At 37.5% G+C, this 23,039-nt stretch carries 20 protein-coding genes, 13 tRNA genes, 2 rRNA genes and 1 pseudogene; 9 read left to right on the forward strand and 27 right to left on the reverse strand.

From position 1 onward, the window contains the following. The first annotated feature begins 14 nt into the window (after positions 1-14). The 4 genes from EDD72_RS04215 to EDD72_RS04230 all read left to right on the forward strand — a co-directional run bounded on the left by EDD72_RS04215 (position 15) and on the right by EDD72_RS04230 (position 4,322). On the forward strand, positions 15-1,130 hold the full coding sequence (locus EDD72_RS04215) for a YheC/YheD family endospore coat-associated protein (RefSeq protein WP_132767557.1): 1,116 nt from the start codon (positions 15-17) through the stop codon (positions 1,128-1,130). 68 nt (positions 1,131-1,198) lie between these two features. Beyond that, positions 1,199-2,503, forward strand: a complete 1,305-nt coding sequence (locus tag EDD72_RS04220) for a YheC/YheD family endospore coat-associated protein (protein ID WP_165894962.1) — start codon at positions 1,199-1,201, stop codon at positions 2,501-2,503. Positions 2,504-2,529: 26 nt separating this feature from the next. After that, positions 2,530-3,846 (forward strand): YheC/YheD family endospore coat-associated protein, encoded by a 1,317-nt coding sequence (locus EDD72_RS04225; RefSeq protein WP_132767561.1) that lies wholly within the window; start codon positions 2,530-2,532, stop codon positions 3,844-3,846. Next, positions 3,843-4,322 carry a GNAT family N-acetyltransferase gene (locus EDD72_RS04230; RefSeq protein WP_132767563.1) on the forward strand — a complete coding sequence of 160 codons (480 nt, stop codon included), beginning with the start codon at positions 3,843-3,845 and terminating at the stop codon, positions 4,320-4,322. The genes EDD72_RS04225 and EDD72_RS04230 overlap by 4 nt, the downstream gene beginning before the upstream one ends. Before the next feature lie 121 nt (positions 4,323-4,443). Here EDD72_RS04230 and EDD72_RS04235 read toward each other — a convergent pair whose 3' ends face one another. Then, positions 4,444-5,454, reverse strand: coding sequence for a C40 family peptidase (locus EDD72_RS04235; protein WP_132767565.1), 1,011 nt, complete (start codon positions 5,452-5,454; stop codon positions 4,444-4,446). Between the two features lie 248 nt (positions 5,455-5,702). On the opposite strand from EDD72_RS04235, the gene EDD72_RS04240 reads away from it, so the two are divergent. The 5 genes from EDD72_RS04240 to EDD72_RS04260 all read left to right on the forward strand — a co-directional run bounded on the left by EDD72_RS04240 (position 5,703) and on the right by EDD72_RS04260 (position 10,715). Further along, positions 5,703-7,301: a spore germination protein gene (locus EDD72_RS04240; protein ID WP_132767567.1), complete on the forward strand. Its 1,599-nt coding sequence runs from the start codon at positions 5,703-5,705 to the stop codon at positions 7,299-7,301. Continuing rightward, positions 7,298-8,482 (forward strand): Ger(x)C family spore germination protein, encoded by a 1,185-nt coding sequence (locus tag EDD72_RS04245; protein WP_132767569.1) that lies wholly within the window; start codon positions 7,298-7,300, stop codon positions 8,480-8,482. Before EDD72_RS04240 ends, EDD72_RS04245 begins: the two co-directional genes overlap by 4 nt. 36 nt (positions 8,483-8,518) lie before the next feature. Continuing rightward, complete coding sequence (locus tag EDD72_RS04250) at positions 8,519-8,749, forward strand: hypothetical protein (RefSeq protein ID WP_132767572.1); 231 nt, start codon at positions 8,519-8,521, stop codon at positions 8,747-8,749. Positions 8,750-8,775: 26 nt separating this feature from the next. After that, positions 8,776-9,879, forward strand: a complete 1,104-nt coding sequence (locus EDD72_RS04255; protein WP_132767574.1) for a GerAB/ArcD/ProY family transporter — start codon at positions 8,776-8,778, stop codon at positions 9,877-9,879. 80 nt (positions 9,880-9,959) lie between these two features. Then, positions 9,960-10,715, forward strand: a complete 756-nt coding sequence (locus EDD72_RS04260) for an ATP-binding protein (protein WP_207893639.1) — start codon at positions 9,960-9,962, stop codon at positions 10,713-10,715. 45 nt (positions 10,716-10,760) lie between these two features. On the opposite strand, the gene EDD72_RS04265 is transcribed toward EDD72_RS04260, so the two are convergent. The 26 genes and pseudogenes from EDD72_RS04265 to EDD72_RS04390 form a co-directional block, all read right to left on the reverse strand. After that, positions 10,761-12,170: a SpoVR family protein gene (locus EDD72_RS04265; protein ID WP_132767579.1), complete on the reverse strand. Its 1,410-nt coding sequence runs from the start codon at positions 12,168-12,170 to the stop codon at positions 10,761-10,763. Between the two features lie 14 nt (positions 12,171-12,184). After that, positions 12,185-13,333, reverse strand: coding sequence for a sporulation protein YhbH (yhbH, locus tag EDD72_RS04270; RefSeq protein WP_132767581.1), 1,149 nt, complete (start codon positions 13,331-13,333; stop codon positions 12,185-12,187). Between the two features lie 20 nt (positions 13,334-13,353). Beyond that, complete coding sequence (locus EDD72_RS04275) at positions 13,354-15,249, reverse strand: PrkA family serine protein kinase (protein ID WP_132767583.1); 1,896 nt, start codon at positions 15,247-15,249, stop codon at positions 13,354-13,356. Positions 15,250-15,528: 279 nt separating this feature from the next. Then, on the reverse strand, positions 15,529-15,813 hold the full coding sequence (locus EDD72_RS04280; protein WP_132767585.1) for an antibiotic biosynthesis monooxygenase family protein: 285 nt from the start codon (positions 15,811-15,813) through the stop codon (positions 15,529-15,531). A 53-nt stretch (positions 15,814-15,866) separates the two neighbouring features. Further along, positions 15,867-16,355, reverse strand: a complete 489-nt coding sequence (locus tag EDD72_RS04285) for a metallophosphoesterase family protein (protein WP_132767588.1) — start codon at positions 16,353-16,355, stop codon at positions 15,867-15,869. Between the two features lie 68 nt (positions 16,356-16,423). After that, the gene (locus EDD72_RS04290; protein ID WP_132767590.1) at positions 16,424-17,260 is read right to left on the reverse strand and encodes an MTAP family purine nucleoside phosphorylase; all 837 of its coding nucleotides are present in this window, start codon (positions 17,258-17,260) and stop codon (positions 16,424-16,426) included. 14 nt (positions 17,261-17,274) lie between these two features. Then, entirely contained in the window at positions 17,275-17,739 is a 465-nt protein-coding gene (trmL, locus tag EDD72_RS04295) for a tRNA (uridine(34)/cytosine(34)/5-carboxymethylaminomethyluridine(34)-2'-O)-methyltransferase TrmL (RefSeq protein WP_132767593.1), read from the reverse strand. A 140-nt stretch (positions 17,740-17,879) separates the two neighbouring features. Beyond that, positions 17,880-18,377: pseudogene (locus EDD72_RS04300) on the reverse strand (amidase domain-containing protein); the annotation flags it as partial. Between the two features lie 101 nt (positions 18,378-18,478). Then, positions 18,479-19,012 (reverse strand): methylated-DNA--[protein]-cysteine S-methyltransferase, encoded by a 534-nt coding sequence (locus EDD72_RS12815; RefSeq protein WP_132767599.1) that lies wholly within the window; start codon positions 19,010-19,012, stop codon positions 18,479-18,481. 42 nt (positions 19,013-19,054) lie between these two features. After that, complete coding sequence (gene queG / locus EDD72_RS04310) at positions 19,055-20,221, reverse strand: tRNA epoxyqueuosine(34) reductase QueG (RefSeq protein ID WP_424565527.1); 1,167 nt, start codon at positions 20,219-20,221, stop codon at positions 19,055-19,057. Between the two features lie 94 nt (positions 20,222-20,315). Further along, entirely contained in the window at positions 20,316-20,909 is a 594-nt protein-coding gene (locus EDD72_RS04315) for a ribonuclease H family protein (protein WP_132767604.1), read from the reverse strand. A gap of 402 nt (positions 20,910-21,311) precedes the next feature. Then, positions 21,312-21,397: transfer RNA gene (locus EDD72_RS04320), tRNA-Leu, on the reverse strand. Between the two features lie 86 nt (positions 21,398-21,483). Next, positions 21,484-21,572 (reverse strand) — tRNA-Leu (locus tag EDD72_RS04325). A 12-nt stretch (positions 21,573-21,584) separates the two neighbouring features. After that, positions 21,585-21,658: transfer RNA gene (locus EDD72_RS04330), tRNA-Cys, on the reverse strand. Between the two features lie 6 nt (positions 21,659-21,664). Continuing rightward, positions 21,665-21,739: transfer RNA gene (locus EDD72_RS04335), tRNA-Gly, on the reverse strand. Positions 21,740-21,760: 21 nt separating this feature from the next. After that, a tRNA-His gene (locus EDD72_RS04340) sits at positions 21,761-21,836 on the reverse strand. Between the two features lie 15 nt (positions 21,837-21,851). Beyond that, a tRNA-Trp gene (locus tag EDD72_RS04345) sits at positions 21,852-21,925 on the reverse strand. A 3-nt stretch (positions 21,926-21,928) separates the two neighbouring features. Further along, positions 21,929-22,012 (reverse strand) — tRNA-Tyr (locus EDD72_RS04350). A 94-nt stretch (positions 22,013-22,106) separates the two neighbouring features. Further along, positions 22,107-22,182 (reverse strand) — tRNA-Thr (locus tag EDD72_RS04355). Between the two features lie 7 nt (positions 22,183-22,189). Beyond that, a tRNA-Phe gene (locus tag EDD72_RS04360) sits at positions 22,190-22,265 on the reverse strand. 88 nt (positions 22,266-22,353) lie between these two features. Then, positions 22,354-22,430: transfer RNA gene (locus tag EDD72_RS04365), tRNA-Asp, on the reverse strand. Between the two features lie 14 nt (positions 22,431-22,444). Next, positions 22,445-22,520, reverse strand: a tRNA-Met gene (locus tag EDD72_RS04370). Positions 22,521-22,540: 20 nt separating this feature from the next. After that, a tRNA-Ser gene (locus EDD72_RS04375) sits at positions 22,541-22,632 on the reverse strand. A gap of 4 nt (positions 22,633-22,636) precedes the next feature. After that, positions 22,637-22,712: transfer RNA gene (locus tag EDD72_RS04380), tRNA-Asn, on the reverse strand. Positions 22,713-22,725: 13 nt separating this feature from the next. Then, positions 22,726-22,842 (reverse strand): 5S ribosomal RNA (rrf, locus tag EDD72_RS04385). Positions 22,843-22,945: 103 nt separating this feature from the next. Beyond that, positions 22,946-23,039 (reverse strand): 23S ribosomal RNA (locus EDD72_RS04390); the annotation flags it as partial.

Here is a 23,039-nt window from a genome sequence, read left to right on the forward strand (position 1 = left end):
AGGTCGGTGGATTTATGAAAAGCAGTAAACAAACCCTACTAGGCATTATGGTATGCCAGAATAGAAAACACTTATTTTATGAAAAAGATTATATAAAAAGATTATATACGATTGGTAAAGAAAACAATATTGATGTGTTTGTCTTCTATCCAGACTCTATTGATTGGACAAAGAGAAAAACAAGAGGTTTTCAATATAATCCCTATACGAACTGTTTTGAAGCCCAAACCTTTCCAATCCCATCGTTTATCTATGATCGATGTTTTTATACAACTGCAAAAGAGTACCGCACTTATCTACCTTATGTGAAACGAATCAGACAAGAACAAATCCCATTTCTAGGAAAAGGTTTAAGCGGAAAATGGAAAGTCTATCAAATTCTTTCAACCAATCCCATTTATAAATCCCACCTCCCAAAAACCTCCATCTATCGGGATAAAAACCAGCTTCTTCTATGGTTGTCAGCTAACCCGATCATTTTAAAACCAATCGGGGGAAGCCATGGAAAAGGTGTCATAAAAGTATGCATACAAAAAAATTCTTTTGAGGTCGTTGGAAGAACATATCTCAATCAAAAATTTCATCTTATTCTTAAGAACAAAAAAGATTTTTACAATTGGATTCAATCATTCACGCGAGGAAAAAGATACCTCGTTCAACAATATTTAAATTTAACCACTTCGCACAATCAACCATATGATATTAGGGTGTTAGTTCAAAAAAATGAAAACGGTCAATGGGAAACCACTGGAATGGCTGCAAGGATCGGTGATGCAAAGAATATCACATCGAATCTTCATGGTGGAGGACGAGTTGACTCAGCCATTCACCTCATCCAAAAAGAATTTTCACCCTATAAAGCAAAAGAAATTCTTGAACAAATTCACTCTTTTGCGAAAACCATTCCACCTTTTATTGAACAATCCCATGGTTCACTTTTCGAATTAGGTCTTGACCTTGGAATTGATAAACAGGGAAAAGTTTGGATCATTGAGGTGAATTCAAAGCCTGGGAGAAGTGTATTTTCGATCCTAGGAGAAGAACAGGCAATCCGAAAATCTTTGAGCCAACCCATCTTATACACGAAATATTTAGCAAAAAAACAACTATTAGGAGGAAATGTACAATGACATCCATTTCCACCAAACTCCTTGTCTTTCCCTCGGGGAGCGACATAATCTTTTTATCAAAAAGGATCATGAATCAAATGGGACTTATCCCCAATCAAAGGATTTATCTTTTCTTTGGTATGAAGGAAGTAACAGTAAAAGTGTTAGAGAAAAAGAGCAACCAACATCTCATAATCCTATCTTCAGCTGTTCAAAGGAAAATACATCTCCCATACCAGAAACAAATCATGATCAAACGAGAGACAGATGGAATTCGAATAGGACCCATCATCGGGATATTAACGACTGATTATACAGGAAAAAAATTCAGCAATTCATCATTAAAATATCCACAGCATTTTAGTCAATTTTTTAAAAAATTATTAGAACCTGAATCCATCTATCCCGCTTTTTATTTTGTCTTTACTCCTGATCAAGTTAATTGGCAAAGTAAAACTGTAAACGGACTTTTTTACCTTCCAAAGAAAAAAGGAGAAGAGTGGCAACAATCAAAAGTTCCTCTACCTGATGTTGTCTATAACCGAGTTCCAAACCGAACTACAGAAAAAACCCCTCTCGTTGTTCAGTTTAAAGACAACTATCAGCAACTTGGTGGAAAACTATTTAACCAAGATTTTTTTAACAAGTGGGAAATGCATCAACTCCTCTCCCCAGATGACAGAATTAAACAATACTTTCCTGAAACCTATATTCATCCACATCTTCATACGATGGAATACATGTTAAACAAATACCCTCTGATCTATTTAAAACCAGCAGGAGGTAGTCTTGGTTTAGGAATCTATAAAATACAGAAAGAAAAGAACCACTATCTTCTATCTTATCGTCAACAAAATAGAAATCGAATGATTGCATTTAAAAATTTAGATGCTTTATATCGAGCTATTTTTAAAAATAAACAAAAATCTAATTATTATTTGATTCAACAAGGTATTCATCTACTGACATACAATAAACGGCCAGTAGATTTTCGCGTACATTTGCATAAAAACAGAGCAAACAAATGGAATGTTGTCGCCATAGGAGCAAAGGTTGCCGGTAATGGAAGTGTAACGACACATATTCGGACTGGAGGCAAATTGCTGGATGCAAAACAATTTATTGAACTCAAGTTCCATTCTGAACCCTCAAAGATGATTGCAAGATTAAAGCAAGTTGCAATTCAAATCGCTCAAATTGTAGAAGAAAAATTAGGAACTCCGATTGGCGAATTAGGGCTAGACATGGGAATCGATCATGATGCACAAATTTGGTTATTTGAAGTGAATTCAAAACCAGGTCGATCTATTTTTAAGCACCCCCATTTAAAAATGGCTAGCCATACTTCATCACGATATCTTCTTGAATATGGAATCTACCTATCCGGTTTTTAAACAAAATATAAGGGAGGAGTTATCCTATGGCCATACCCCAATATGCCTGGTTACAAATTCACCCTTCACAATCATGGAAAATAATCCTTCCTTCTAAAACGAATACAAAAAAATTTGATCATGCCATTTATCCCATTGCTGTAGGTTCACACAATCAAATCAAAAACATAGCGACGACATCTTATAAAATCAGCCCAGCAAAATTGACTTATACCTATCCCATTCGCTTGATCAAAAAAGATAAAGGTTACAAAGCTGGACCTTTTGTTGGCATCCTAACGACAAAAGGAACTCAAGGATTTAAAGGAAATGTCAAAAATTTCATTGATATTATCCAAATGGGCAAAAAAGCAGGAGTATTCATCTTTGTTTTCCCTGCTGAAGAGGTAGACTTAATCGACCAAACAGTAAAAGCATATATTTATGATTCCAATCAAAAAAAATGGGTAACACAGATTCTTCCTTTCCCTGATGTGGTGTATAATCGCATCCCAAGTCGAAAAGAAGAAAACAAACCTAGTGTAAAGGCAGTTTTAGAGTATTTAGTTAAAGAAAACATTCCTTTTTTTAATCCTTATTTTTTCAATAAATGGGCTTTACATCAATGGATGAGTGAGAATAAAGAAATGACCAAAATCCTTCCAGATACCACCATTTTAAAAGAAGAAGATCTAAGGCGCTATCTTCAACAATATACCATGCTATATCTAAAGCCAGTAAATGGAAAAGCAGGAATCGGATTTATGAAAATTGAAAAAAAAGAAAATCATTTCTATCTTACCTATCAAACCAGGCAAATGACCTATCACCAAAGTTTTAGAAACTTCCAATCCTTATGGCAGAAAGTCCATTCCCTTGCCAAGAACAAAAAATATATTATTCAACAAGGTATTTTTCTAAACACTTATCAACAACAACCCTATGACCTCCGAGTATTGGTCCAAAAAAACGGGAAAAACCAGTGGAAAGTGACTGGTATCGGTGTACGCGTAGCTGGAGAGCAAAGCATTACCACCCATGTTCCCCAAGGTGGATATATTCAATCGGTGGATCAAGTCTTTAAAGAAACCTTTAAAGATGATCAACAGTCAAATGAATGGAAAGAAAAAACAACAATGCTCGCAGTGAAAATCGCTGAACATATTGAAAGCAAAATCAAACATCCCCTTGGTGAAATGTCAATGGATTTAGGAATTGACAAAAACGGAAATCTCTGGTTCTTTGAAGCCAATGCCAAACCGATGGAATTTGACGAACCAAATATTCGAGAAACATCTCTTTTACGCTTAATTCAATACTTCCGCTATTTATCTGGTTTTGTCCCTAAAGGAGGGAAAGTATGAGGATGATCAAAATCACAAGAGATACGAATGACCAACATCGGCAAATGCTGATTCGCTTTATCCAAAAATATGGAGATAACCATATTACCAAAAAAGCCATCGATTGGTTAAAACAAACTCCTTTCAAAAAGCTTACCCCTGAAAATGGCGACCTTATTTATGTCATAGTTGATCAGAAAATAATTGTTGGTGTTTTAGTTATTATCAATTATGGACTCAATCAAGCGTTTATCGTTGTCCATCCAAAATTTCGTAAGAAGGGTGTAGCCTATGAACTGATAACAGAAGCACAAAAATTCTTAGGCCGTTTCTATGTAAAGGTGGCTAATGATAATATACCGAGTCTTAAACTTTGTTTCGCAACGGGAATGCAAGCTTTTGCCTTAACAAGAGGACCAACCGGAAAACCAACATTGATTTTAGGATGGGGAGATTGGAGCATAGAAGAGTGGGAAAATAGAAGTTCATTGAAATAGGTTTGTATATTCCAACTCGCTTTAAAGAATCAGCTTATAGAAGATACAAGCCGAGCGTATTAGGGTAAGGAAGATATTGCTCCCAAGAAATGAGGCTCGGATAATCCGAACCTCATTTTTATTATTGAATCACTCTTTTTGCAAATAAAAAGGTCTTATTCCAGTATCCAGAGTTAGGATACATCATTGATGTCGTTACTCCAAGCCCTGGCTTGTAAGTGTGGAGAATTTTAATTGTTCCATTCGATAATACTTCTTGAGCAATCCCTACATGGTCAACATAAGGTTTACCATCTACATACTTACCAGCAGTTGCAAAGAATAATAAGTCTCCTTTTCTGATGTCACTTCTCTTTATATAAGTTCCTACCGTTGACTGTTGTCGAGAACTACGAGGAAGTTTGATGCCATTTTCCCCGTAAACTTTTTGCGTAAAGCTAGAACAATCAAATAGATAGGAACCATCTTTATCATAATCGGCGCCAAATTTATAATCCACACCCCAATATTTCAAACCTGTTTGAATAATGGCATCTGCTAATTGATTTGTTAGCGTTGGAGATTGATGCGTTGTAGTTGGTACATTACTTGAACTAGAGCCTGTATTACTTGTTGTATTATTTGATACTACAGTTGTAGGCTTTGCTACAGCTTGTCCATCTGTGATAAATCTTCTAGCGCCAAAATACTTACTATTATAATAGACAGAAGTTAAAGAGTGGATAGCCACCTTTCCACTTACTGATGAAACAAATTGGCCATTTCCTACATAAATTCCTACAAAATTGGGATAATCACCTTTATAGGAGAAAAAAACAACGTCTCCAGCTTGTAATTGATTACGCTCCACATGAATTCCATAAAATGCTTGGTATTTTACCGTTCTAGGAACGTTCATACCGCTTTTTTGATAGATATAATAGACAAGCCCTGATGTGTCAAATCCAGTCTGTGGGGATGCTCCACCATATTGATATGGCGTACCGATTAAACTTATCGCTTGCTTTGAAATGTCTGTACTTGATACTGTTGCTGCTTGAACTGATGTACCTGGCCAGAAGGCAAAAGAACCCCCAAAAACCATCGTAAATGCAAGTGCCAAAGCAACCAGCCGCTTCGCTTGATATCTCATACATACCTCCTATTTTTCTCTAAATCTATGAAACCATCAGATGGATTAAATCCGATTTTTCATAGATTTAGATTTATTTGTTTGTGTAGTTACATAGTAACATAGATCAACGTCGATAAGGCATGTAAAATCTACCAAAAACGAAAAGCCATTGAAATAGAGGGAATTGGGAAATTTTTGTTATGCATAATCTACAAAAAAAATTACCATACTATCAATTAATCACCAGAATTGGGAAGTGAGAAGAGATGTCCATTCGCTCTTGGTTTCAAAAATTATATAGAAGAAATAAACAGCATTTACAGATAGAAGAAAAAAGTCCCATCACACCCATTTCAACTAATTTGGAAGAAACCATTTCGCAAATCATGAATCTTTTGGGAAATAGTCCGGATGTGATTGTAAGACGCTTTACTTTGGGGAAGGAAAAAAAGATTCCTGCTGCCCTGCTCTTTACCGATGGTCTTGTAAGCAACAGTATGATTAGCAACTTTTTCAAATCCTTATTAACCGAATACCCAACTGACCGATCCAGCTTATCTCCGTTTAATATCGTTAAGGATCAATTATTAAATATTGGCGAAGTAAAAGAATCCCAAGATCAAAAGAAAATCATCAATGATCTTCTCAGAGGATCTTCAGTAATTCTTATCGATGGTGAAAAAAGGGCGATCCTTGCGAGTACGAAAGGTTGGGAAACTCGGGGAGTAACGGAACCAGAAAATCAAGTGGTCTTAAGAGGTCCACGGGAAGGGTTTACAGAAAATATTCGCACCAATACTGCTCTGATTCGGAGAAAAATTCCCAGTTCCAAGTTGCGATTAGAACAAATGAGAATTGGAACATTAACAGAAACGACTGTCGGGATCATGTATATCGAAGGGAATGCCAACCCAAAAATCGTAGAAGAAGTGCGAAACAGATTAAGCAAGATTAAAATCGACAGTGTCCTAGAAAGCGGCTATCTTGAAGAATTTATCCAGGACGCCAAGTGGTCGTTATTTCCTACTATCTTTAATACAGAACGTCCTGATATCGCTGCAGCAGAATTATTAGAAGGAAAAATTGTGATCCTCGTGGATGGAACCCCATTCGTTTTGGTTGTTCCTGCCACAATTGTTAGGTTTTTTGATGCAGCAGATGATTATTATATCCGCGCTCCTATGGCTTCCTTATTGCGCTTATTGCGGATTGCCACTTTTATGCTTTCGATGATTTTACCTTCCCTTTATGTGGCAGTTACTACCTTTCATCAAGAGTTATTGCCAACCACCTTGTTGATTAGCATAGCAGCACAACGAGAAGGGATACCTTTTCCTGCTTTTGTAGAAGCCCTGATGATGGAATTAACGTTTGAAGTGCTGCGGGAAGCAGGAATAAGGATGCCAAGAGCAGTAGGGCAAGCGGTCTCCATTGTCGGAGCATTAGTTCTTGGAACAGCTGCCGTTGAAGCAGGAATTATTTCAGCAGCAATGGTAATTATCGTCTCCATGACAGCCATTGCTGGTTTTACAGCTCCTTCTGTAGATTTAGCCATTGCAGCACGGATTATCCGCTTTGGTTTGCTTGTTTTAAGTGCAAGCTTTGGTCTGTTTGGGATTTTTTTTTGTTTAATGATGATTGCCATCCATTTAGTTGGGTTGCGTTCCTTTGGAATTCCTTATTTAAATGGACTCGCGCCTTTTAATCTTAGCGATCAAAAAGATATCTTGATGCGCATTCCTTGGTTTATGATGTTAAGCCGGCCAAGACTTTTTAGTCAAGCAAATGAAGTTCGCGAAAAACCTACTATCCCCCATCCGCCAAAAAGCCGAAGGCGCAATAAACAGGAGGGCGATCCATCATGAACAAAAGGATCCTATCTCTTTTTCTTTTTATCAGTTTTATCATCTTCTTTTCGACAGGGTGTTGGAATCGGCGTGAACTAAATGAACTTGCCATTGTCACAGCAGCAGGTATTGATCCAGGCCCTAAAAAAGGAGAAATTACCGTGATTTTTCAGATCGTTAACCCTTCTTCAATCTCTGGGAAACAAGGAGTAAGCAGTACGATGACTCCTTTTATTACTATAAAGTCTACAGGGAAAACGGTATTTGACGCGGTGCGCAAAGCAACAAGAGAAATGTCTCGCAGGCTTTATTTTGCCCACACTCAGGCATGGATTTTTAATGAAGAATTGGTGCGAAAAAGCGGGATTAAAGCTTTTGTTGATTTTTTAATCCGGGATGCAGAGATACGGATAAATGCACCTGTTTTAGTTACGAAAGGGCAAAAGGCAGAAGAGATCTTAACCACTCAATTAGCCCTTGATTCAATCAATGGGGTTTCCATCAAAAAGCACCTAGAAAATGCGCAAAAGTCTGGGGGTTTTACTCTTACCGTGGAATTAAGGGAGTTGATCAATGTTTTATCAAATCCTACAAGGGGCGCCATTATTCCTTATGTTTTTAACTCGCCGATTAGCCCTAATAAGGATACATTGGAACACACACAATTGTCAAAACCAGACACTATTATAAAAACGGAAGGGTTTGCCGTCTTTAAGAAAGATAAATTAATCGGTTTTCTTAATAGTGATGAAGCAAGGGGTCTCCTTTTTGTAACCGATAAGGTCGATAAAGGCGTGTTGCCCATTTCTTTTCATGGGCATCATCATACAATGGAAATTATAAGCTCCAAAACCAAAATGAAAACAAAACTTGTTCATGGGAAACCTCAAGTTGATCTAGAGATCAAGCTCGTTGTTAATGTTGCAGAGATAAGCATGCCTTTAGATTTAACAAATCAATCGCTCATTAAAAAACTAGAAACGGTCACGAATCATGAAGTGAAAAAAGAAGTAGAGCATGTCATTCAAAAGGCGCAAAAAAAATATAAGGCAGACATCTTTGGTTTTGGAGAGGAGTTCAAACGAGAATACCCAAAGGAATGGAAAAAACTTGAAAACAATTGGGAAAAAGAATTTGGTGAATTAACCGTCAGAGTAAAAGTGAATACCACTATTTATGAAACCGGATTGTTAAAATAAGTTTTTCTAAATTAAATTGATAATGAAAGGAAATCAATGATGGTCATCGGAGTCGGGCTTTTTATTTTGTTTGTTTCTTACATTCAACTGAAACCTCTTTTTCGAGAAAAACAAAAAAAAGAAATTTACGCTTATATAGGTTTGATGATTTTGGCTGCTTACCTAGCGATTGGCAAGATGTTAAACCTTTATATCCCTAACCCAACCAATGGCATCCGACTTCTTTTTCAACCCGTTCAACAATGGATTGATCAATTGTTGAATTGAATTCAACGACATTTGGAGGTAGATGTATGTTAGAAAACGGAGTGATCAATCGATTACAATTTGGGCTCTTAGTGATTAGCTTTACAGTAGGAAGTGCCGTATTAATGATCCCATCAACTGTAGTGGCTAAAGCAAAACAAGATGGTTGGCTCTCTATATTATCGGCAACCATTTTAGCAATCGGATTCATATCGATCATGGTGACCCTAGCGAAGCAATACCCAAAACAAACGTTAATCGAAATCATGGAAACGCTACTAGGTAAGCCAATTGGTAAAGTCATCGGATTATTGTATGCATGGTTTTTCCTTCATTTAAGCGCCTTAGTGATGCGGAATGCGACAGATTTTTCTACTACTGCGATTATGCCAGAAACGCCACCGATTACATTTGCATTAATGGCTGGTATCTTAATCTATATGGTAACGGTGCAAGGGATTGAAGGAATCGGACGTTCCAACGAACTTTTTACACCTTTTATGGTTAGTGGCATATGGTTCACTTTATTTCTACTTTTTCCTTTAATAGAAACAAAAAGGATATTTCCTCTTTTTGCCGAAGGAATAAAACCAATCTTAAAAGGAGCTATGCCTGTCCTTGGTTTTCCCTTTGCAGAATTAGTGGTATTTCTTATGATTTTCCCTTTTGTAAATAACCAAAAACATCTCAAGAACGTGTGGATAAGTGGAGTAGTGATTGGCGGTTTAACTTTAACGCTCATTACTCTGGGCGCGATCCTCGTATTAGACGTACCACTAACCGAAATGGCTATTTTTCCTACGCTAAAGATGGCTCGATTAATTAAAATAGGGGATTTTTTGACAAGGTTGGAGGCTATGATTTCTCTATCTTATTTACTTACCCTCTATATAAAAATGACTCTTAGTTTTTATGCAGGGGTATTAGCGTTTGCACAAGTATTCAATTTAACGGATTATCGCATCATTGTTCTTCCATTACTCATAATTGTGATTTCTTTATCAATTATTCTCAATAAAAATATTATAGAAGTTTCTGAATTTGCGACAACAACTTGGACTCCTTATGCCCTGCTTTTTGGTTTTATGATTCCCTTGCTATTGTTAGGAATTAGCTTTTTTAAACAAAAGCAGCAAAAAGTAAGAAACTAATGCATCTCCATTTCATAAATTTTAAAAAAATTATGAAAATTCTTGAATTTTATGTTAAAATAAAGAAAAATTTTACAAGGGTGATAGGAGTGGTCATTACGCCGTTGATTGATAAATTTGAAAATTTGATCAATAAGACTGAAAACAAGAAGATGTATGAAATAGCAAGAAATATACAAAAATTATCTTTGATTGGCCAACTCTCCGCAGCATTAGTTCACGAAATCCGTAATCCCCTTACCTCGATAAAAGGATTCTTACAATTAATTGAAAGTGGTATCATCGAAAAAAATTATTTCGATATCATTCATTCAGAATTTCAGCGTATTGAATTAATCCTTAGTGAATTATTAGTCGTTACTAGACCTCAAGTTACTGTATTTCATAAGCAATCGATTCAATCGATTATTCATCACGTGATTGCGCTTATGCAGCCTCAGGCCACCTTACATAATATTGAATTAATCAGCAACTTGGCAAATGAACCTTTATGGATCGAATGCGATGAAAACCAATTAAAGCAAGTCTTTCTCAATTTAATTAAAAATTCAATTGAAGCGATGCCTAATGGAGGCCAAATTAGAATCGACGTAACCAAAGCATCCTCTTTTACAAAGATCCGTATTATTGATCAAGGTTGTGGTATTCCTAAAGACATAATGGATAAAATTGGTCAACCATTTTTTACAACGAAGAAAAATGGTACCGGCTTAGGAATTATGATCAGTCGCAAAATTATAGAAATTCACAAAGGAATAATGAATATTCAAAGCGAGGAAAAAAAAGGAACCACGATTACGATTCAATTACCGCTATACACCTTAAATATTTCCTAAGTGACTTGTAAGTTAACAAAAATAAGGTGGGTTAAGATACCCACTCTATAAAAATTTCCTGAATACCTTTTTGCCGTCGTAGGAAAATAGGACTGAACGTTCTTCAATCTTCGTTTCAAGATGTACCGTTTTTCCCCAGAGCTGATAGACATAGGGAAGTGTCTTTTCCACATAGCGGATATCGAGTTCGATTCCTTCATATTGATGTTTCAGATAAAGTTCACCGTTACGTAAGAAATCTCCATTCTCTACGACAATATATGGAAATCCACCATTCACCTTGGCTTGAACCAATTGATCTCGAATTTTTTCCCAATCCTTCTCGACGATCACCCATTCGTTGCCCTTTTTTTGATAGAGATAAAGCTCCATCTCTTTCACATTTTCTTTGGTTAAATAATTTTGCAGAAATGAAATATCTCGTTCCACTTCCCTCACTTCAAAGATTTTTTTCCTTCCTTGCCCTGGTTTTCTTCCAAATCGTTCTTGTTCTTCTTTCGTTGGGTTATCCCAACGCTTTTCAATATCTTCAAAGAGTTTAATCCCTAGATAATATGGATTGATCGATGTCCTCGATGGCTGTACGACAGCGGCATTTAACTTGGCAAATTCAATTGTCTCCTCCTCTGTTAAATCCATCTCTCGCAAAATTTTGGTGTGCCAATAAGAAGCCCAACCTTCGTTCATGATTTTGGTTTCAATTTGTGGCCAGAAATAGAGCATTTCTTCTCTTAACATTGTCAAGATGTCTCGTTGCCATTCTTCGAGGATGGGACTGTATTCTTGAATAAAAAGAAGAAGATCCTTTTCCGGTCGTGGTGGAAGTTTGCGTTCTTTTTGTGGCGTTTTTATTTCTTTCTCATTCCGATCTAATTTCCATAGATCATCATAAGGTGTTGGTGGTTTCTTGGGAGCAACTTCTACTTCTTCCTCTTGTAAATCATATCTTAGTTTAGGAACCACTAAACTTGGATCCACATGCTCCTGAATCGACAACGCGGCGTCTAAGAAATTCTCTACTACATCTTTTCCGTACTGAATTTCATAATTATGAATTCGTTCTGCTGTTGCCGACATACTTTCGACCATATCTCGATTTGTTTTCGAGAAATACGCATTATTTTTAAAAAAATCGGTATGAGCCAAGACATGTGCCACGATTAATTTATTCTGAATCAGTGAGTTTCCTTCAAGTAAAAAGGCATAACTGGGATTGGAGTTAATCACAAGCTCATAGATTTTACTCAATCCCAAGTCATATTGCAGTTTCATTCGATGGAATGCCTTCCCAAAACTCCAGTGAGAAAAACGAGTTGGCATTCCATAAGCGCCAAATGTATAAATAATATCTGGAGGGCAGATTTCATATCTCATTGGAAATGGATCGAGACCAAATCCTTGGGCAATCTCATTAATCTCTGCAATTGCTCGCTCTAATTCTTTTAAGTCATCCATTCATCTCCCCCCCCCTAATCCTGATTCGCCTCATTTTTTGAAAAGAAGGTCCTTAATGCTTGATATACCTCTGATTTCTCGCGTATTACGGCGGAACGAAACTTCTCATCTTTTATATTTTTAAACACACTCATCAAAGTCGAGTGACGGTTATAAGAATTAATCTCCCCATAGCCAAACATATTGGAACGTTTCAATAGTTCTTTTACAGCATTTAGACTTCGCTCATTATCTGAAGTTAAATTATCTCCATCGGAAAAATGTACAGGATAAATATTGAAACGGTCTGGTGGATATCTAGAATCAATGATTTCAAGTGCTTTGCGGTAAGCGGAAGAACAAATGGTTCCCCCACTTTCCCCACGTGTGAAGAATTCCTCTTCCGTCACTTCCTTTGCTTCTGTATGGTGAGCAATAAAAACAATCTCAACATGCTCGTATTTTGTCCGTAAAAACCGAACCATCCAGAAGAAAAAAGTACGTGCTACATATTTCTCAAACATTCCCATACTGCCACTCGTATCCATCATCGCTATGACTACCGCTTGAGAATGTGGCTTGATAATTTCTTCCCAGGTTTTGAAGCGAAGATCATCGATCGAGATGTTTTTAATCATTGCTTTACCATTCAGACTGTTTCGTTTTAAATTTTCTAAAATCGTCCGTTTTTTATCGATATTGCCCATCAGACCTTTCTTACGAACATCATTGAAGCGAATATCTTCAACAATCATCTTCTGATTTGGTTTATTTTTTAGGTTCGGTAACTCCAGATCAGCAAACAACATCTGCTCGATTTCTTCTACTGTAACTTCTGCTTCATAAATGTCTACTCCAGGCTGATCTCCAGCACCGTCACCTTTTCCAGGTCCCGGTTGGCCGCTATCATCTCTCCCTAGTACATCGCCAACCTTTCCTTTTCCTTGACCGACTAATTTTTGTTTATTGTAATTATAACGAAAACGGTATTCATCTAACGAGCGAATGGGAATTTTCACAATTTCTTTTCCATTAGAGAGGATAATACTCTCTTCACTTACTAAATCAGGGAGATTTTTTTTAATCGCTTCTCGGACTTTTTGTTTATGCCGCATTTGATCTTCGTACCCTTTTCGGTGTAAAGACCAATCTTCTTTGGAGATGCTAAAGAGAGGTTCATTCAAATTTTATTCCCTCCTCTCAACTAGCGATTTAAGAGGCTACCCACATATTTCAATAGATCATTCGCACAAACTGGACAATACCCATATTCATCAATTAATGTCTTACTAACTTCATTAATCTTTTTTAATTGATTTTCATCAGGCGTTTTTGATGTAGTGGTAATCTTAACGACATCTTTTAAGTCAGCAAATAATTTTTTCTGAATCGCTTCACGTAAACGATCATGGCTCTTATAATCAAATTTTTTCCCTTTTCTAGCATAAGCAGAAATCCGAATTAAGATTTCTTCGCGAAATGCCTTTTTCGCATTTTCAGAAATACCAATTTGTTCTTCAATTGAACGCATTAATCGTTCATCTGGTGGAAGTTCTTCACCTGTTATCGGGTCACGAATTTTTGTCATATTGGCATAGGCTTCAACATTATCCAAGTAATTATCCATTAAAGTTTTTGCAGATTCTTCAAAAGAATAAACAAATGCTTTTTGTACTTCATTTTTAGCCTCGATATCATATTCCTTTCGAGCGATTGAAATAAAGTTTAAGTACTTTTCTCGTTCTTCTCTTGTAATCGATGGATGTTGATCTAATCCGTCTTTTAATGCACGGAGTAAGTCTAACGCATTGATACATTTCGTATCTTCTTTAATCAATGCACTCGAAATTCGGTTAATCACATAACGTGGGTCAATACCCGTCATTCCTTCGTCTGGATATTCTGAACGTAATTCCTTTATATCTGCTTCTGAGAAACCTTCTACATCCTGACCATCATAGAGACGCATTTTCTTTAAAATATCCATCCCTTGTTTTTTGGATTCTCTTAGTCGTGTCAGGATACTAAAGATAGCAGCCGTTTTTAAAGCATGTGGCGCAATATGCACATCTTTAATATCGCTTTGGAAGATCAACTTCTTATAGATTTTTTCTTCTTCTGTTACCCTCAAGTTATAAGGAATGGGCATGACGATAATCCTTGATTGTAAAGCCTCATTCTTTTTATTACTAATGAAAGCTTTATATTCTGCTTCATTCGTATGGGCCACGATCAGTTCATCTGCTGAAATCAGCGCAAATCTTCCTGCCTTAAAATTTCCTTCCTGAGTGAGAGATAATAGATTCCATAAGAATTTTTCATCGGCTTTTAACATCTCTTGAAATTCCATTAAACCTCGGTTGGCCTTGTTTAATTCCCCATCAAACCGATAAGCACGTGGATCTGATTCTGATCCATATTCAGCAATGGTGGAAAAATCGATACTTCCTGTTAAATCAGCAATATCTTGGGACTTTGGATCAGAAGGGGAAAACGTTCCAATGCCTACACGTTTTGTTTCAGAAAATAAGACCCGTTCTACTTCTACATCTTCAATTCTTCCCTGATATTTTGTTTCCAAATTTAACTGACATAATGGACATAGATTCCCTTCAATTTTTATTCCAAATTCTTCTTCAAATTCTGGTCGTAAATCGTAAGGGATTAAGTGAAGAGGATCTTCATGCATGGGGCAGCCTTTAATCCCATATAAAGCGCCTTTATCTGTGCGTGTAAAAGCCTCAAGCCCCCTTTTTAACATCTGAACAATGGTGGATTTCCCTCCACTAACGGGTCCCATAAGTAGAAGTACCCTTTTTCTCACATCTAAGCGTTTTGCCGCAGAATGAAAATATTCCTCCACCAACCGTTCAATCGCTTCATCTAATCCAAAAAGCTCATTGCTAAAAAATTTATATTGTTTATTTCCATCAATCATTTCAATACCATGATCAACAATCATTTGATAAACCCTAGAATGGGCAGTTTGAGCTACATGTGGATTTTTCTTCACGATCTCTAAGTAATCAACAAAGGTGCCTTCCCAAGCCAACTGTTTTTCCCTCTCTTGATACCTTGCAATCTTATTTAAAATATCCATAGTAGCCTCCTTTCTTTCTCTTAAAAAGAGATTTTATCACTTTTCCTTTATCAACATAAAACTTTCTTTTTACTACTATATTCTTCTGTCTTATGGTACATGATGAAATTGATGAATAAAGTGAGAACTTTGGGTGAAAAAAATATAATTATTTTAAATTGTATGCATCCGAACTAGGTTTGTTTCTACTTTCAAAAGCAAAAAAATCCAGATACAATTTTCATGTATCTGGATAAGGAATGAAAAGTTTTTGGAGCAATGGAATATACAAACCTATTTTTATAGCGGAATAATATTAAACGTTTCTACTTTTGAGTCTATTTTGCCATCATGCATACCTTGATGGGCCTGATGAAAGGCTTCACTGTTCTTCCACGCATGATAATCATCTTGACTTTGCCATTTGGTATAAACTAATAGATCCTGTTGATCATTCGAATACATCAGTTGAAAATCAATAAACCCTTTCACTTGCTTCATAGATTCCGTACTGTGTACAAACACTTTTTTGAGATGTTCAACCTCTTTTTCTGGGACAAATAAATGATTCATGACTACATACATGTTCTCACCTCATAAAAATTAGTCTTTCATTATTCTACCCAGAAAGAAGAAAATTACAAAAAGTAATGAATTTTGGGTTCAATTTTTTCCCCAAGTTCAAGTTCACCAAAAGAATATTTAGGACTCCTTCGTTTATCTGTTGGCGAACCTGGGTTAAAATAAAGTACTCCGTCATCCCATTCTTGGTAAGCCTGATGACTATGACCAAAGACCACAATATCCACTCTATCTTTTGCAAAAGCCTGTTTCACTCGTTGAATCGTTGTACCATATATTCCATCTCCATGAATGATGCCAATGTGATAGCCTGCATATTGCACAATTTTTTTCTTTCCTAATTGCATGAGGATTTCCGGCCCATCGTTATTTCCAGCAACCCCTTCAAGTGGTTTGATCGATTGAAGATCAACTAATAACTCATAAGAGGTAAAGTCCCCTGCATGAATAATTAAATCTGATGATTCAATCGACTGAAACACGATGTCAGGAATCCACTTTCCCCTTCTTGGAATATGGGTATCAGATATTACAGTAATTTTCATAGCATCCCCCTGTTCGCATCATAAACTTGTCAAAGAGCAAAAATTTAAACTTCACCAAACTAATCCATTTATTTTTCTTTTAGTAACGTATCTTTCCGATATTCAAGACAATGACAATGCTCTTGCCGTTCATCAATTTCATTCATGGCATCGATTAGAATATTGCCAATCGTATAGGATTCTTGGTAAAAAATATCGCTGAGATCCTTGTGCTCCCAATCTTTAATGATTCCTTCCGCATAATTCACAACCATATAAACTCCGGCATAACAAGCCCCAATTTCCCTTGCTAGATAGACCTCAGGTGCAATGCTTTGCCCGACAACATCAGCAAACCATGTACGAAACATCTGAACCTCTGCTCTCGATTCAAAGTGTCTTCCATCAGTATTCACATAAATCCCACGATGAAAAACATGACGGCCTAAAGATTCTACACGTTGTTTTGCGACTTTCGTTAGAGCTTGCGCTTGAGTAGGACAGATCGGATCTCTCATTGTCAGAAGGTAAGGTCCGCCTAATCCAACATCTTGTCGCATGGAATGGTCAATATAGTCATCCACAATAACTAGATCGCGTAACTCAAGTAGTCGATTAATACTACCAACGCCACCTTCTGCAAAAATTTTCTTAACCCCTGCCTGTCCAAAAATCCAAAAAAGTTGTTGAGATGCAACTCCCCTTGGAATCCCCTCTTCAGGTCTCCATCCATGCATGCGAACGGTTAGAACTTTTTTATCTCCTACTTGAATCAACTTCAATTTTGGTCCTTTACCAAAAGGTGTGTCAAAGACAAGCTCGGTTTCCAAAACTTTAACATCATCACGCTTTAAATCTTCTGGAAAGTTGATTGAAAATGTACTTGAACCTTGGATAATTGCAAAATGAACGTGTGGTATATTCATTATTCATTTTCCCCCTATTTCAATCCTATAAAATTAAGTTGTCGTAATGCTTCATATATGACAATCGCTGCAGAGTTCGATAAATTAAGAGAACGTACTGCTTCTCCCATGGGAATCGTAATTGTGTGATCCCAATTTTTCTTTAAAATCTCCATTGGAATACCAGCCGTTTCTTTCCCAAAAACAAAAAAATCCTCATCTTGATAGGCCATATCCGTATATTTTTGATCTGTTTTTGTTGTTGCATAAAAAAATCGAGCATTTGGGTATTTCGCATACAACTCCTCGATCGAATCATAATAATAGATATCAACCGCATGCCAATAATCTAGTCCAGCTCTTTTTAACATTTTATCATCGGTTGAAAAACCAAGTGGTCGAATTAAATGAAGCCTTGTTCCCGTCGCGGCACAAGTACGGGCAATATTGCCGGTATTAGCCGGAATTTCTGGTTCGTGTAGGACAATATTTAACGCCATTTCTTTTTCACCTCATAGCAAGTCTAACCAAATAATCCCTTCCATTATACTACAAATCCATTTATGAAAGAAAAGGAAAATAGCATCTCAATATTGAGATGCTTATATTCTTGAGATGCTTATATTCTATAGTTCAGAATCTAGAAATGATCATGAATATGGAAAAATTTATATTGAATTTGGGGAGTCCAAGCATACGAATCTTGATAGGACCAATACCTCATTCTAGAATTAACGGTGTGAGCATTTACTAATGGCATACCTAATGCATCAAACCCTGCAACAATCGTATTATGCTGCCAATGTCCATCTCCATTAAAATCATAGCAGATGACATCACCTAATTTCAGTTGATCAGGTGAACTTACTTCTGTAGCTCTTAATCCCGTTTTACTTGTCTGCAAATACCAGCGTAAACTATGAGCAACAGACCAAGAATAACTCCATGTATCCGTTGATTTTCCACTTCCTTTATACCACCATCCTTTTCCCCGATCCCCTAAATAGGTCATTGGAGCTCCTCCTGCTAATAAACATTGGGAAATATAATTTGTACAATCCACTTCAAACCGTCGAAAACGAGGATTATAACTATTCCACCATCGCTCCGCATAGGCCACGGCACGTTCACGGTCATAAATGCCCATATGATCCCCCCTCACGCACAATTTATGATAAAGGGAAGAAAAATATGAAAAAAGGATGCCCGACCAGAGCATCACACAATCTATTTTAGCTATTAACTTTCTTCTACTGGATAACCTTCTAGGTTAAGAAGAAATTTCTTAATCTCAATTCCTCCACCATACCCTACCAAATTGCCATTTGTTCCAATTACACGATGACAAGGGACAATAATCGGCACAGGGTTCTGATGGTTTGCTCCTCCAACTGCCCTTACTGCTTTTGGAGCATTAATTTGTATGGCAATATCTTTATAAGAACGGACTTGTCCATAAGGAATGGTAAATAGACTTTGCCATACTAACTTTTGAAAAGATGTACCATAAAGATCGACTTGAACGTTAAATGTCCTTCTCTTTTTATCAAAGTATTCGGTTAACTGCTGTTTTACCTCATCTAATTCATTTTGAGCAGGTAGAAATTGTTCCGTATTTAGCCAGCGTTTCGTCCATCTTTGCAAGGACGGGAACGTATCTTTACTGTTTCCAAAGTCTATCCAACAAACACCCTTTGTCGTTGCTGCAATGGTTAAATAGCCAATCGGTGTCTCTAATTCCGAATAATAAATCACTCTCGATGATGATTTCATCGATCTCCCCCCAAGAGGTTGGTTTTTACTAATGGTAACGGTTTATTTCTTGCATGGCGAATCGAGTATATCTTCATTTGCAAGACTTTTTAAGGATTTGATAATCTGATTGAACACTTTTCCGTCTTTTTCTTTAAATTTCGCAGATTCCAAAATCTCTTTTGCTTTTTCTCCTCCAATTTTTCCAATTGCCCAAGCCGTTGTTTGTCGAATCATCGGCCTCTCATCTTCTTCTAGGATTTTTTTTAATAAAGGTAATGATGATTCATCTTTAAAATGGGCTAAGCCGATGATCGCATTTCTTTGTAGTGGTTTTTTCCCTCGCCAAGCAGCTGCTGTCTGGCCCCAAGTCTGTTTAAATTCTTTGTTTGATATGGTTAACAAAGGTTTTAGTAAAGGTTTTGCTAATTCAGGATTAGGGAGTGTCAATTCTTGATGTATCGGATTAATTCCTTTATTTTTCGGGCAGACAATTTGACAAGTGTCACAACCATAAATCCGATTCCCTAACTTTTCCATCCAATGTTCTTCTAACATATCTTTCCTTTGAGTAATGAAAGATAAACATTGTTTTGCATTTACTTGGTACGGATTTACAATCGCTTGAGTAGGACAGGCATCTATACAACGGGTACAATCTCCACATTGATTCTCCATCGGATGATCTTCAGGAAAAAAGATGTTCGTAATAATTTGCCCAAGGTAGACATAAGAACCAAATTCAGGAGTAATCAGTAGCGAGTTTTTTCCAATCCAACCAATCCCCGCCCTTTCTGCTACAGCATGGTCAGATAATGCTCCTGTATCAGACATTACGACATATTCAGCTGAAGGAACCAACTCTTTTAAAAACTGACCCAAATGGTTTAATTTCTTATGAAGTATGAGATGGTAATCGATTCCCCATGCAGATCTTGATACAAACCCCCTGTATTCCCCTTTTGTACTTTTTGGGGGTGTTTCTATTTTAGACGGATAAGCGATTGCAATCGCAATCATCGATTTGGCATCTGATAAACTTAATTTAGGATCGGTTCTTTTCTCTAAATCCTTTTCCTCAAAACCAGATTCATAACCTAATTCCCGATGACGAATGAGAATTTCTTTTAATTCTGGAAATGGATCTGCAGAAGTAAATCCAATTTTATCGATTCCGATTTTTTTTGCATATTTAATCAATTGTTTTTTTAGCTCTTGATTCATTTTCATCACTCTATTCTAATCATAGCTAGAACTATATTATAGGACATACGAAAAAAGAATAGTAGTGATGAATTTCTGGTAATCATGTATTTTCTTTGCGTTAATCCTGTCTTATTAATTCGTTCAATAGAATTTTTAGGGAGGGATCTTGTTCCGCCAATTGGCTAAGTTTTTCCACTAATAAATCATAATTTGCCTTGGACAAAGTAATCGTAATCGGTTGATCTTCTTTTAAATCATCTTTTTTTAAATCATCTTTTGCTATTGCCTTAACCGCTAGTTGATCAGCCAACTCATTCCAATGGTTTCCTGCATGACCCTTTACTTTCACCCACTTTACTGTTCGATCTTGCACGAGAGGAATCAAAACCTTCCAAAGATCCTGATTTTCTACAGGTTTTCCTTGGGAAGTCTTCCAGCCATTTCGTAACCAATTTTTAATCCAATTTTGGTTAAAAGCATTAATCACATAAGCAGAATCAGAGTAGATGGTTACAAGACTACCAGGCGGGGTATTTTTCAGTGCTTCAATCACAGCAGTTAGTTCCATGCGATTATTTGTCGTCTTTTTTTCTCCACCTGAAAAAGATCTTCCATCAGTAAAAACAACACCCCAACCTCCTGGTTGCATACCAGACGCTTGATTATTCGAACAAGCTCCATCAGTATATACTTCAAATGATTGAGAGATCATAAGTAACCTCCTTTCGAAAATACATTCGTTCAATTTCCTCAAATACCTTTTATTAATTGTGAAAATTTATCAACATTCTGTTTATAAAATTAAAAAAACGCGACTCCTCGTCCATGATCGGAACGAAAAACCGCGTTGGGACTAGCTTATGTAACTTCGACAAAAATCTACATTAAATTCATGACAAAAGATAATATACCATGACTTTTGGCTTAGGTCAACAATTTTGTAACAAAATCGCAATAAAAATTTCATATCTCTTTCCCTAATCCAATAAAGAATTGAGTACTCAAGGCACGATTTTTTTTGAAGCAACAAATTCGTTCATAAATAAAAAGAATCTTAACCAATATTAGGTAAGATCCTATTAGAGACTAAATATTAAATTTGAATTAGTATGTATGGTGCCGGTGAAGGGACTCGAACCCCCACTCCTTTTGGGAACGCGATTTTGAGTCGCGCGCGTCTGCCAATTCCGCCACACCGGCGTAATTTATTATTTTCTAGAGAGTTGATTGATACAACAATCTCTCTTGAACAAGAAAATTAAATGTGTTTTACTCGAGAATAAAGATGGTGCCGAGGACCGGACTTGAACCGGTACGATAGTCACCTACCGCAGGATTTTAAGTCCTGTGCGTCTGCCAATTCCGCCACCCCGGCATGTCATTCAATTGGAGGCGGCAACCGGATTCGAACCGGTGGTAAAGGTTTTGCAGACCTCTGCCTTACCGCTTGGCTATGCCGCCATTATCTGGAGCGGACGACGGGATTCGAACCCGCGACCCTCGCCTTGGCAAGGCGATACTCTACCACTGAGCCACGTCCGCATAATAAGTGAATCATCATCATGGGGCGACCGATGGGGATCGAACCCATGAATGCCGGAGCCACAATCCGGTGCGTTAACCACTTCGCCACGGCCGCCATATTAAACTTTAATGGCAGGGGTGGCAGGAATCGAACCCACACTAACGGTTTTGGAGACCGCTGTTCTACCATTAAACTACACCCCTAAATGGTGGAGGGGGTAGGATTCGAACCTACGAAGCTTCCGCAACGGATTTACAGTCCGCCCCATTTGACCACTTTGGTACCCCTCCATATATAATTACCAAATATTAGACTCCGATCATCATTTTTTTACATTTGAAGTATTATTTCTTACTTCTAGCCTAGATTTCCTAATTTCTGAAATGGTGCCGGCAAGAGGACTTGAACCCCCAACCTACTGATTACAAGTCAGTTGCTCTACCAATTGAGCTATGCCGGCATAATAATGGTGGCTCGGGACGGAATCGAACCGCCGACACGAGGATTTTCAGTCCTCTGCTCTACCGACTGAGCTACCGAGCCATATAGAAGATGAGTAATATATTAGCATTTATAATTTGAAAATGTCAATATGTATTCAATTTATTTATATTATTTTATTTTTATAAAATGGCGGAGCTGACGGGATTCGAACCCGCGGTCTCCTGCGTGACAGGCAGGCATGTTAGGCCTCTACACCACAGCTCCATCTATTAGAGGATTGGTTGCGGGGGCAGGACTTGAACCTGCGGCCTTCGGGTTATGAGCCCGACGAGCTACCAACTGCTCCACCCCGCGTCATGATTCAAAATAATCCATGGCGGAGAGGGCGGGATTCGAACCCGCGAGACGCTGTTAACGCCTACACGATTTCCAATCGTGCTCCTTCGGCCAACTCGGACACCTCTCCACACTGGCTCCTCGTGCAGGACTCGAACCTGCGACAACTCGGTTAACAGCCGAGTGCTCTACCAACTGAGCTAACGAGGAATATTATATTTTTGCCTGGCAACGACCTACTCTCCCAAGACCCTTCGGTCCAAGTACCATCGGCGCTGGAGGGCTTAACGGTCGTGTTCGGGATGGGTACGCGTGTGTCCCCTCCGCCATCGTCACCAGATAAAGGACTAGAACAAATTGTATTTTACAATAGTTTCTTAATTTGTTCAACTATTTTTTAATGTATACCCTCAAAACTAGCAGCAAACCACCAAATGAGAAATTAGGTTAAGCCCTCGATCCATTAGTATCCGTTAGCTCCATACCTTACGGTACTTCCACACCGGACCTATCAACCTCATCATCTTTAAGGGATCT

This window comes from Tepidibacillus fermentans (assembly GCF_004342885.1).
GTDB lineage: Bacteria > Bacillota > Bacilli > Tepidibacillales > Tepidibacillaceae > Tepidibacillus > Tepidibacillus fermentans.

What these genes read in the sequence shown, in the direction of transcription:
- EDD72_RS04215 (WP_132767557.1), top strand. Translation starts at nt 15, where the DNA reads ATGAAAAGCAGTAAACAAACCCTACTAGGCATTATGGTATGCCAGAAT.
- EDD72_RS04220 (WP_165894962.1), top strand. Translation starts at nt 1,199, where the DNA reads ATGAATCAAATGGGACTTATCCCCAATCAAAGGATTTATCTTTTCTTT.
- EDD72_RS04225 (WP_132767561.1), top strand. Translation starts at nt 2,530, where the DNA reads ATGGCCATACCCCAATATGCCTGGTTACAAATTCACCCTTCACAATCA.
- EDD72_RS04230 (WP_132767563.1), top strand. Translation starts at nt 3,843, where the DNA reads ATGAGGATGATCAAAATCACAAGAGATACGAATGACCAACATCGGCAA.
- EDD72_RS04235 (WP_132767565.1), bottom strand. Translation starts at nt 5,454, where the DNA reads ATGAGATATCAAGCGAAGCGGCTGGTTGCTTTGGCACTTGCATTTACG.
- EDD72_RS04240 (WP_132767567.1), top strand. Translation starts at nt 5,703, where the DNA reads ATGTCCATTCGCTCTTGGTTTCAAAAATTATATAGAAGAAATAAACAG.
- EDD72_RS04245 (WP_132767569.1), top strand. Translation starts at nt 7,298, where the DNA reads ATGAACAAAAGGATCCTATCTCTTTTTCTTTTTATCAGTTTTATCATC.
- EDD72_RS04250 (WP_132767572.1), top strand. Translation starts at nt 8,519, where the DNA reads ATGATGGTCATCGGAGTCGGGCTTTTTATTTTGTTTGTTTCTTACATT.
- EDD72_RS04255 (WP_132767574.1), top strand. Translation starts at nt 8,776, where the DNA reads ATGTTAGAAAACGGAGTGATCAATCGATTACAATTTGGGCTCTTAGTG.
- EDD72_RS04265 (WP_132767579.1), bottom strand. Translation starts at nt 12,170, where the DNA reads ATGGATGACTTAAAAGAATTAGAGCGAGCAATTGCAGAGATTAATGAG.
- EDD72_RS04275 (WP_132767583.1), bottom strand. Translation starts at nt 15,249, where the DNA reads ATGGATATTTTAAATAAGATTGCAAGGTATCAAGAGAGGGAAAAACAG.
- EDD72_RS04280 (WP_132767585.1), bottom strand. Translation starts at nt 15,813, where the DNA reads ATGTATGTAGTCATGAATCATTTATTTGTCCCAGAAAAAGAGGTTGAA.
- EDD72_RS04285 (WP_132767588.1), bottom strand. Translation starts at nt 16,355, where the DNA reads ATGAAAATTACTGTAATATCTGATACCCATATTCCAAGAAGGGGAAAG.
- EDD72_RS04290 (WP_132767590.1), bottom strand. Translation starts at nt 17,260, where the DNA reads ATGAATATACCACACGTTCATTTTGCAATTATCCAAGGTTCAAGTACA.
- trmL (WP_132767593.1), bottom strand. Translation starts at nt 17,739, where the DNA reads ATGGCGTTAAATATTGTCCTACACGAACCAGAAATTCCGGCTAATACC.
- EDD72_RS12815 (WP_132767599.1), bottom strand. Translation starts at nt 19,012, where the DNA reads ATGAAATCATCATCGAGAGTGATTTATTATTCGGAATTAGAGACACCG.
- queG (WP_424565527.1), bottom strand. Translation starts at nt 20,221, where the DNA reads ATGAAAATGAATCAAGAGCTAAAAAAACAATTGATTAAATATGCAAAA.
- EDD72_RS04315 (WP_132767604.1), bottom strand. Translation starts at nt 20,909, where the DNA reads ATGATCTCTCAATCATTTGAAGTATATACTGATGGAGCTTGTTCGAAT.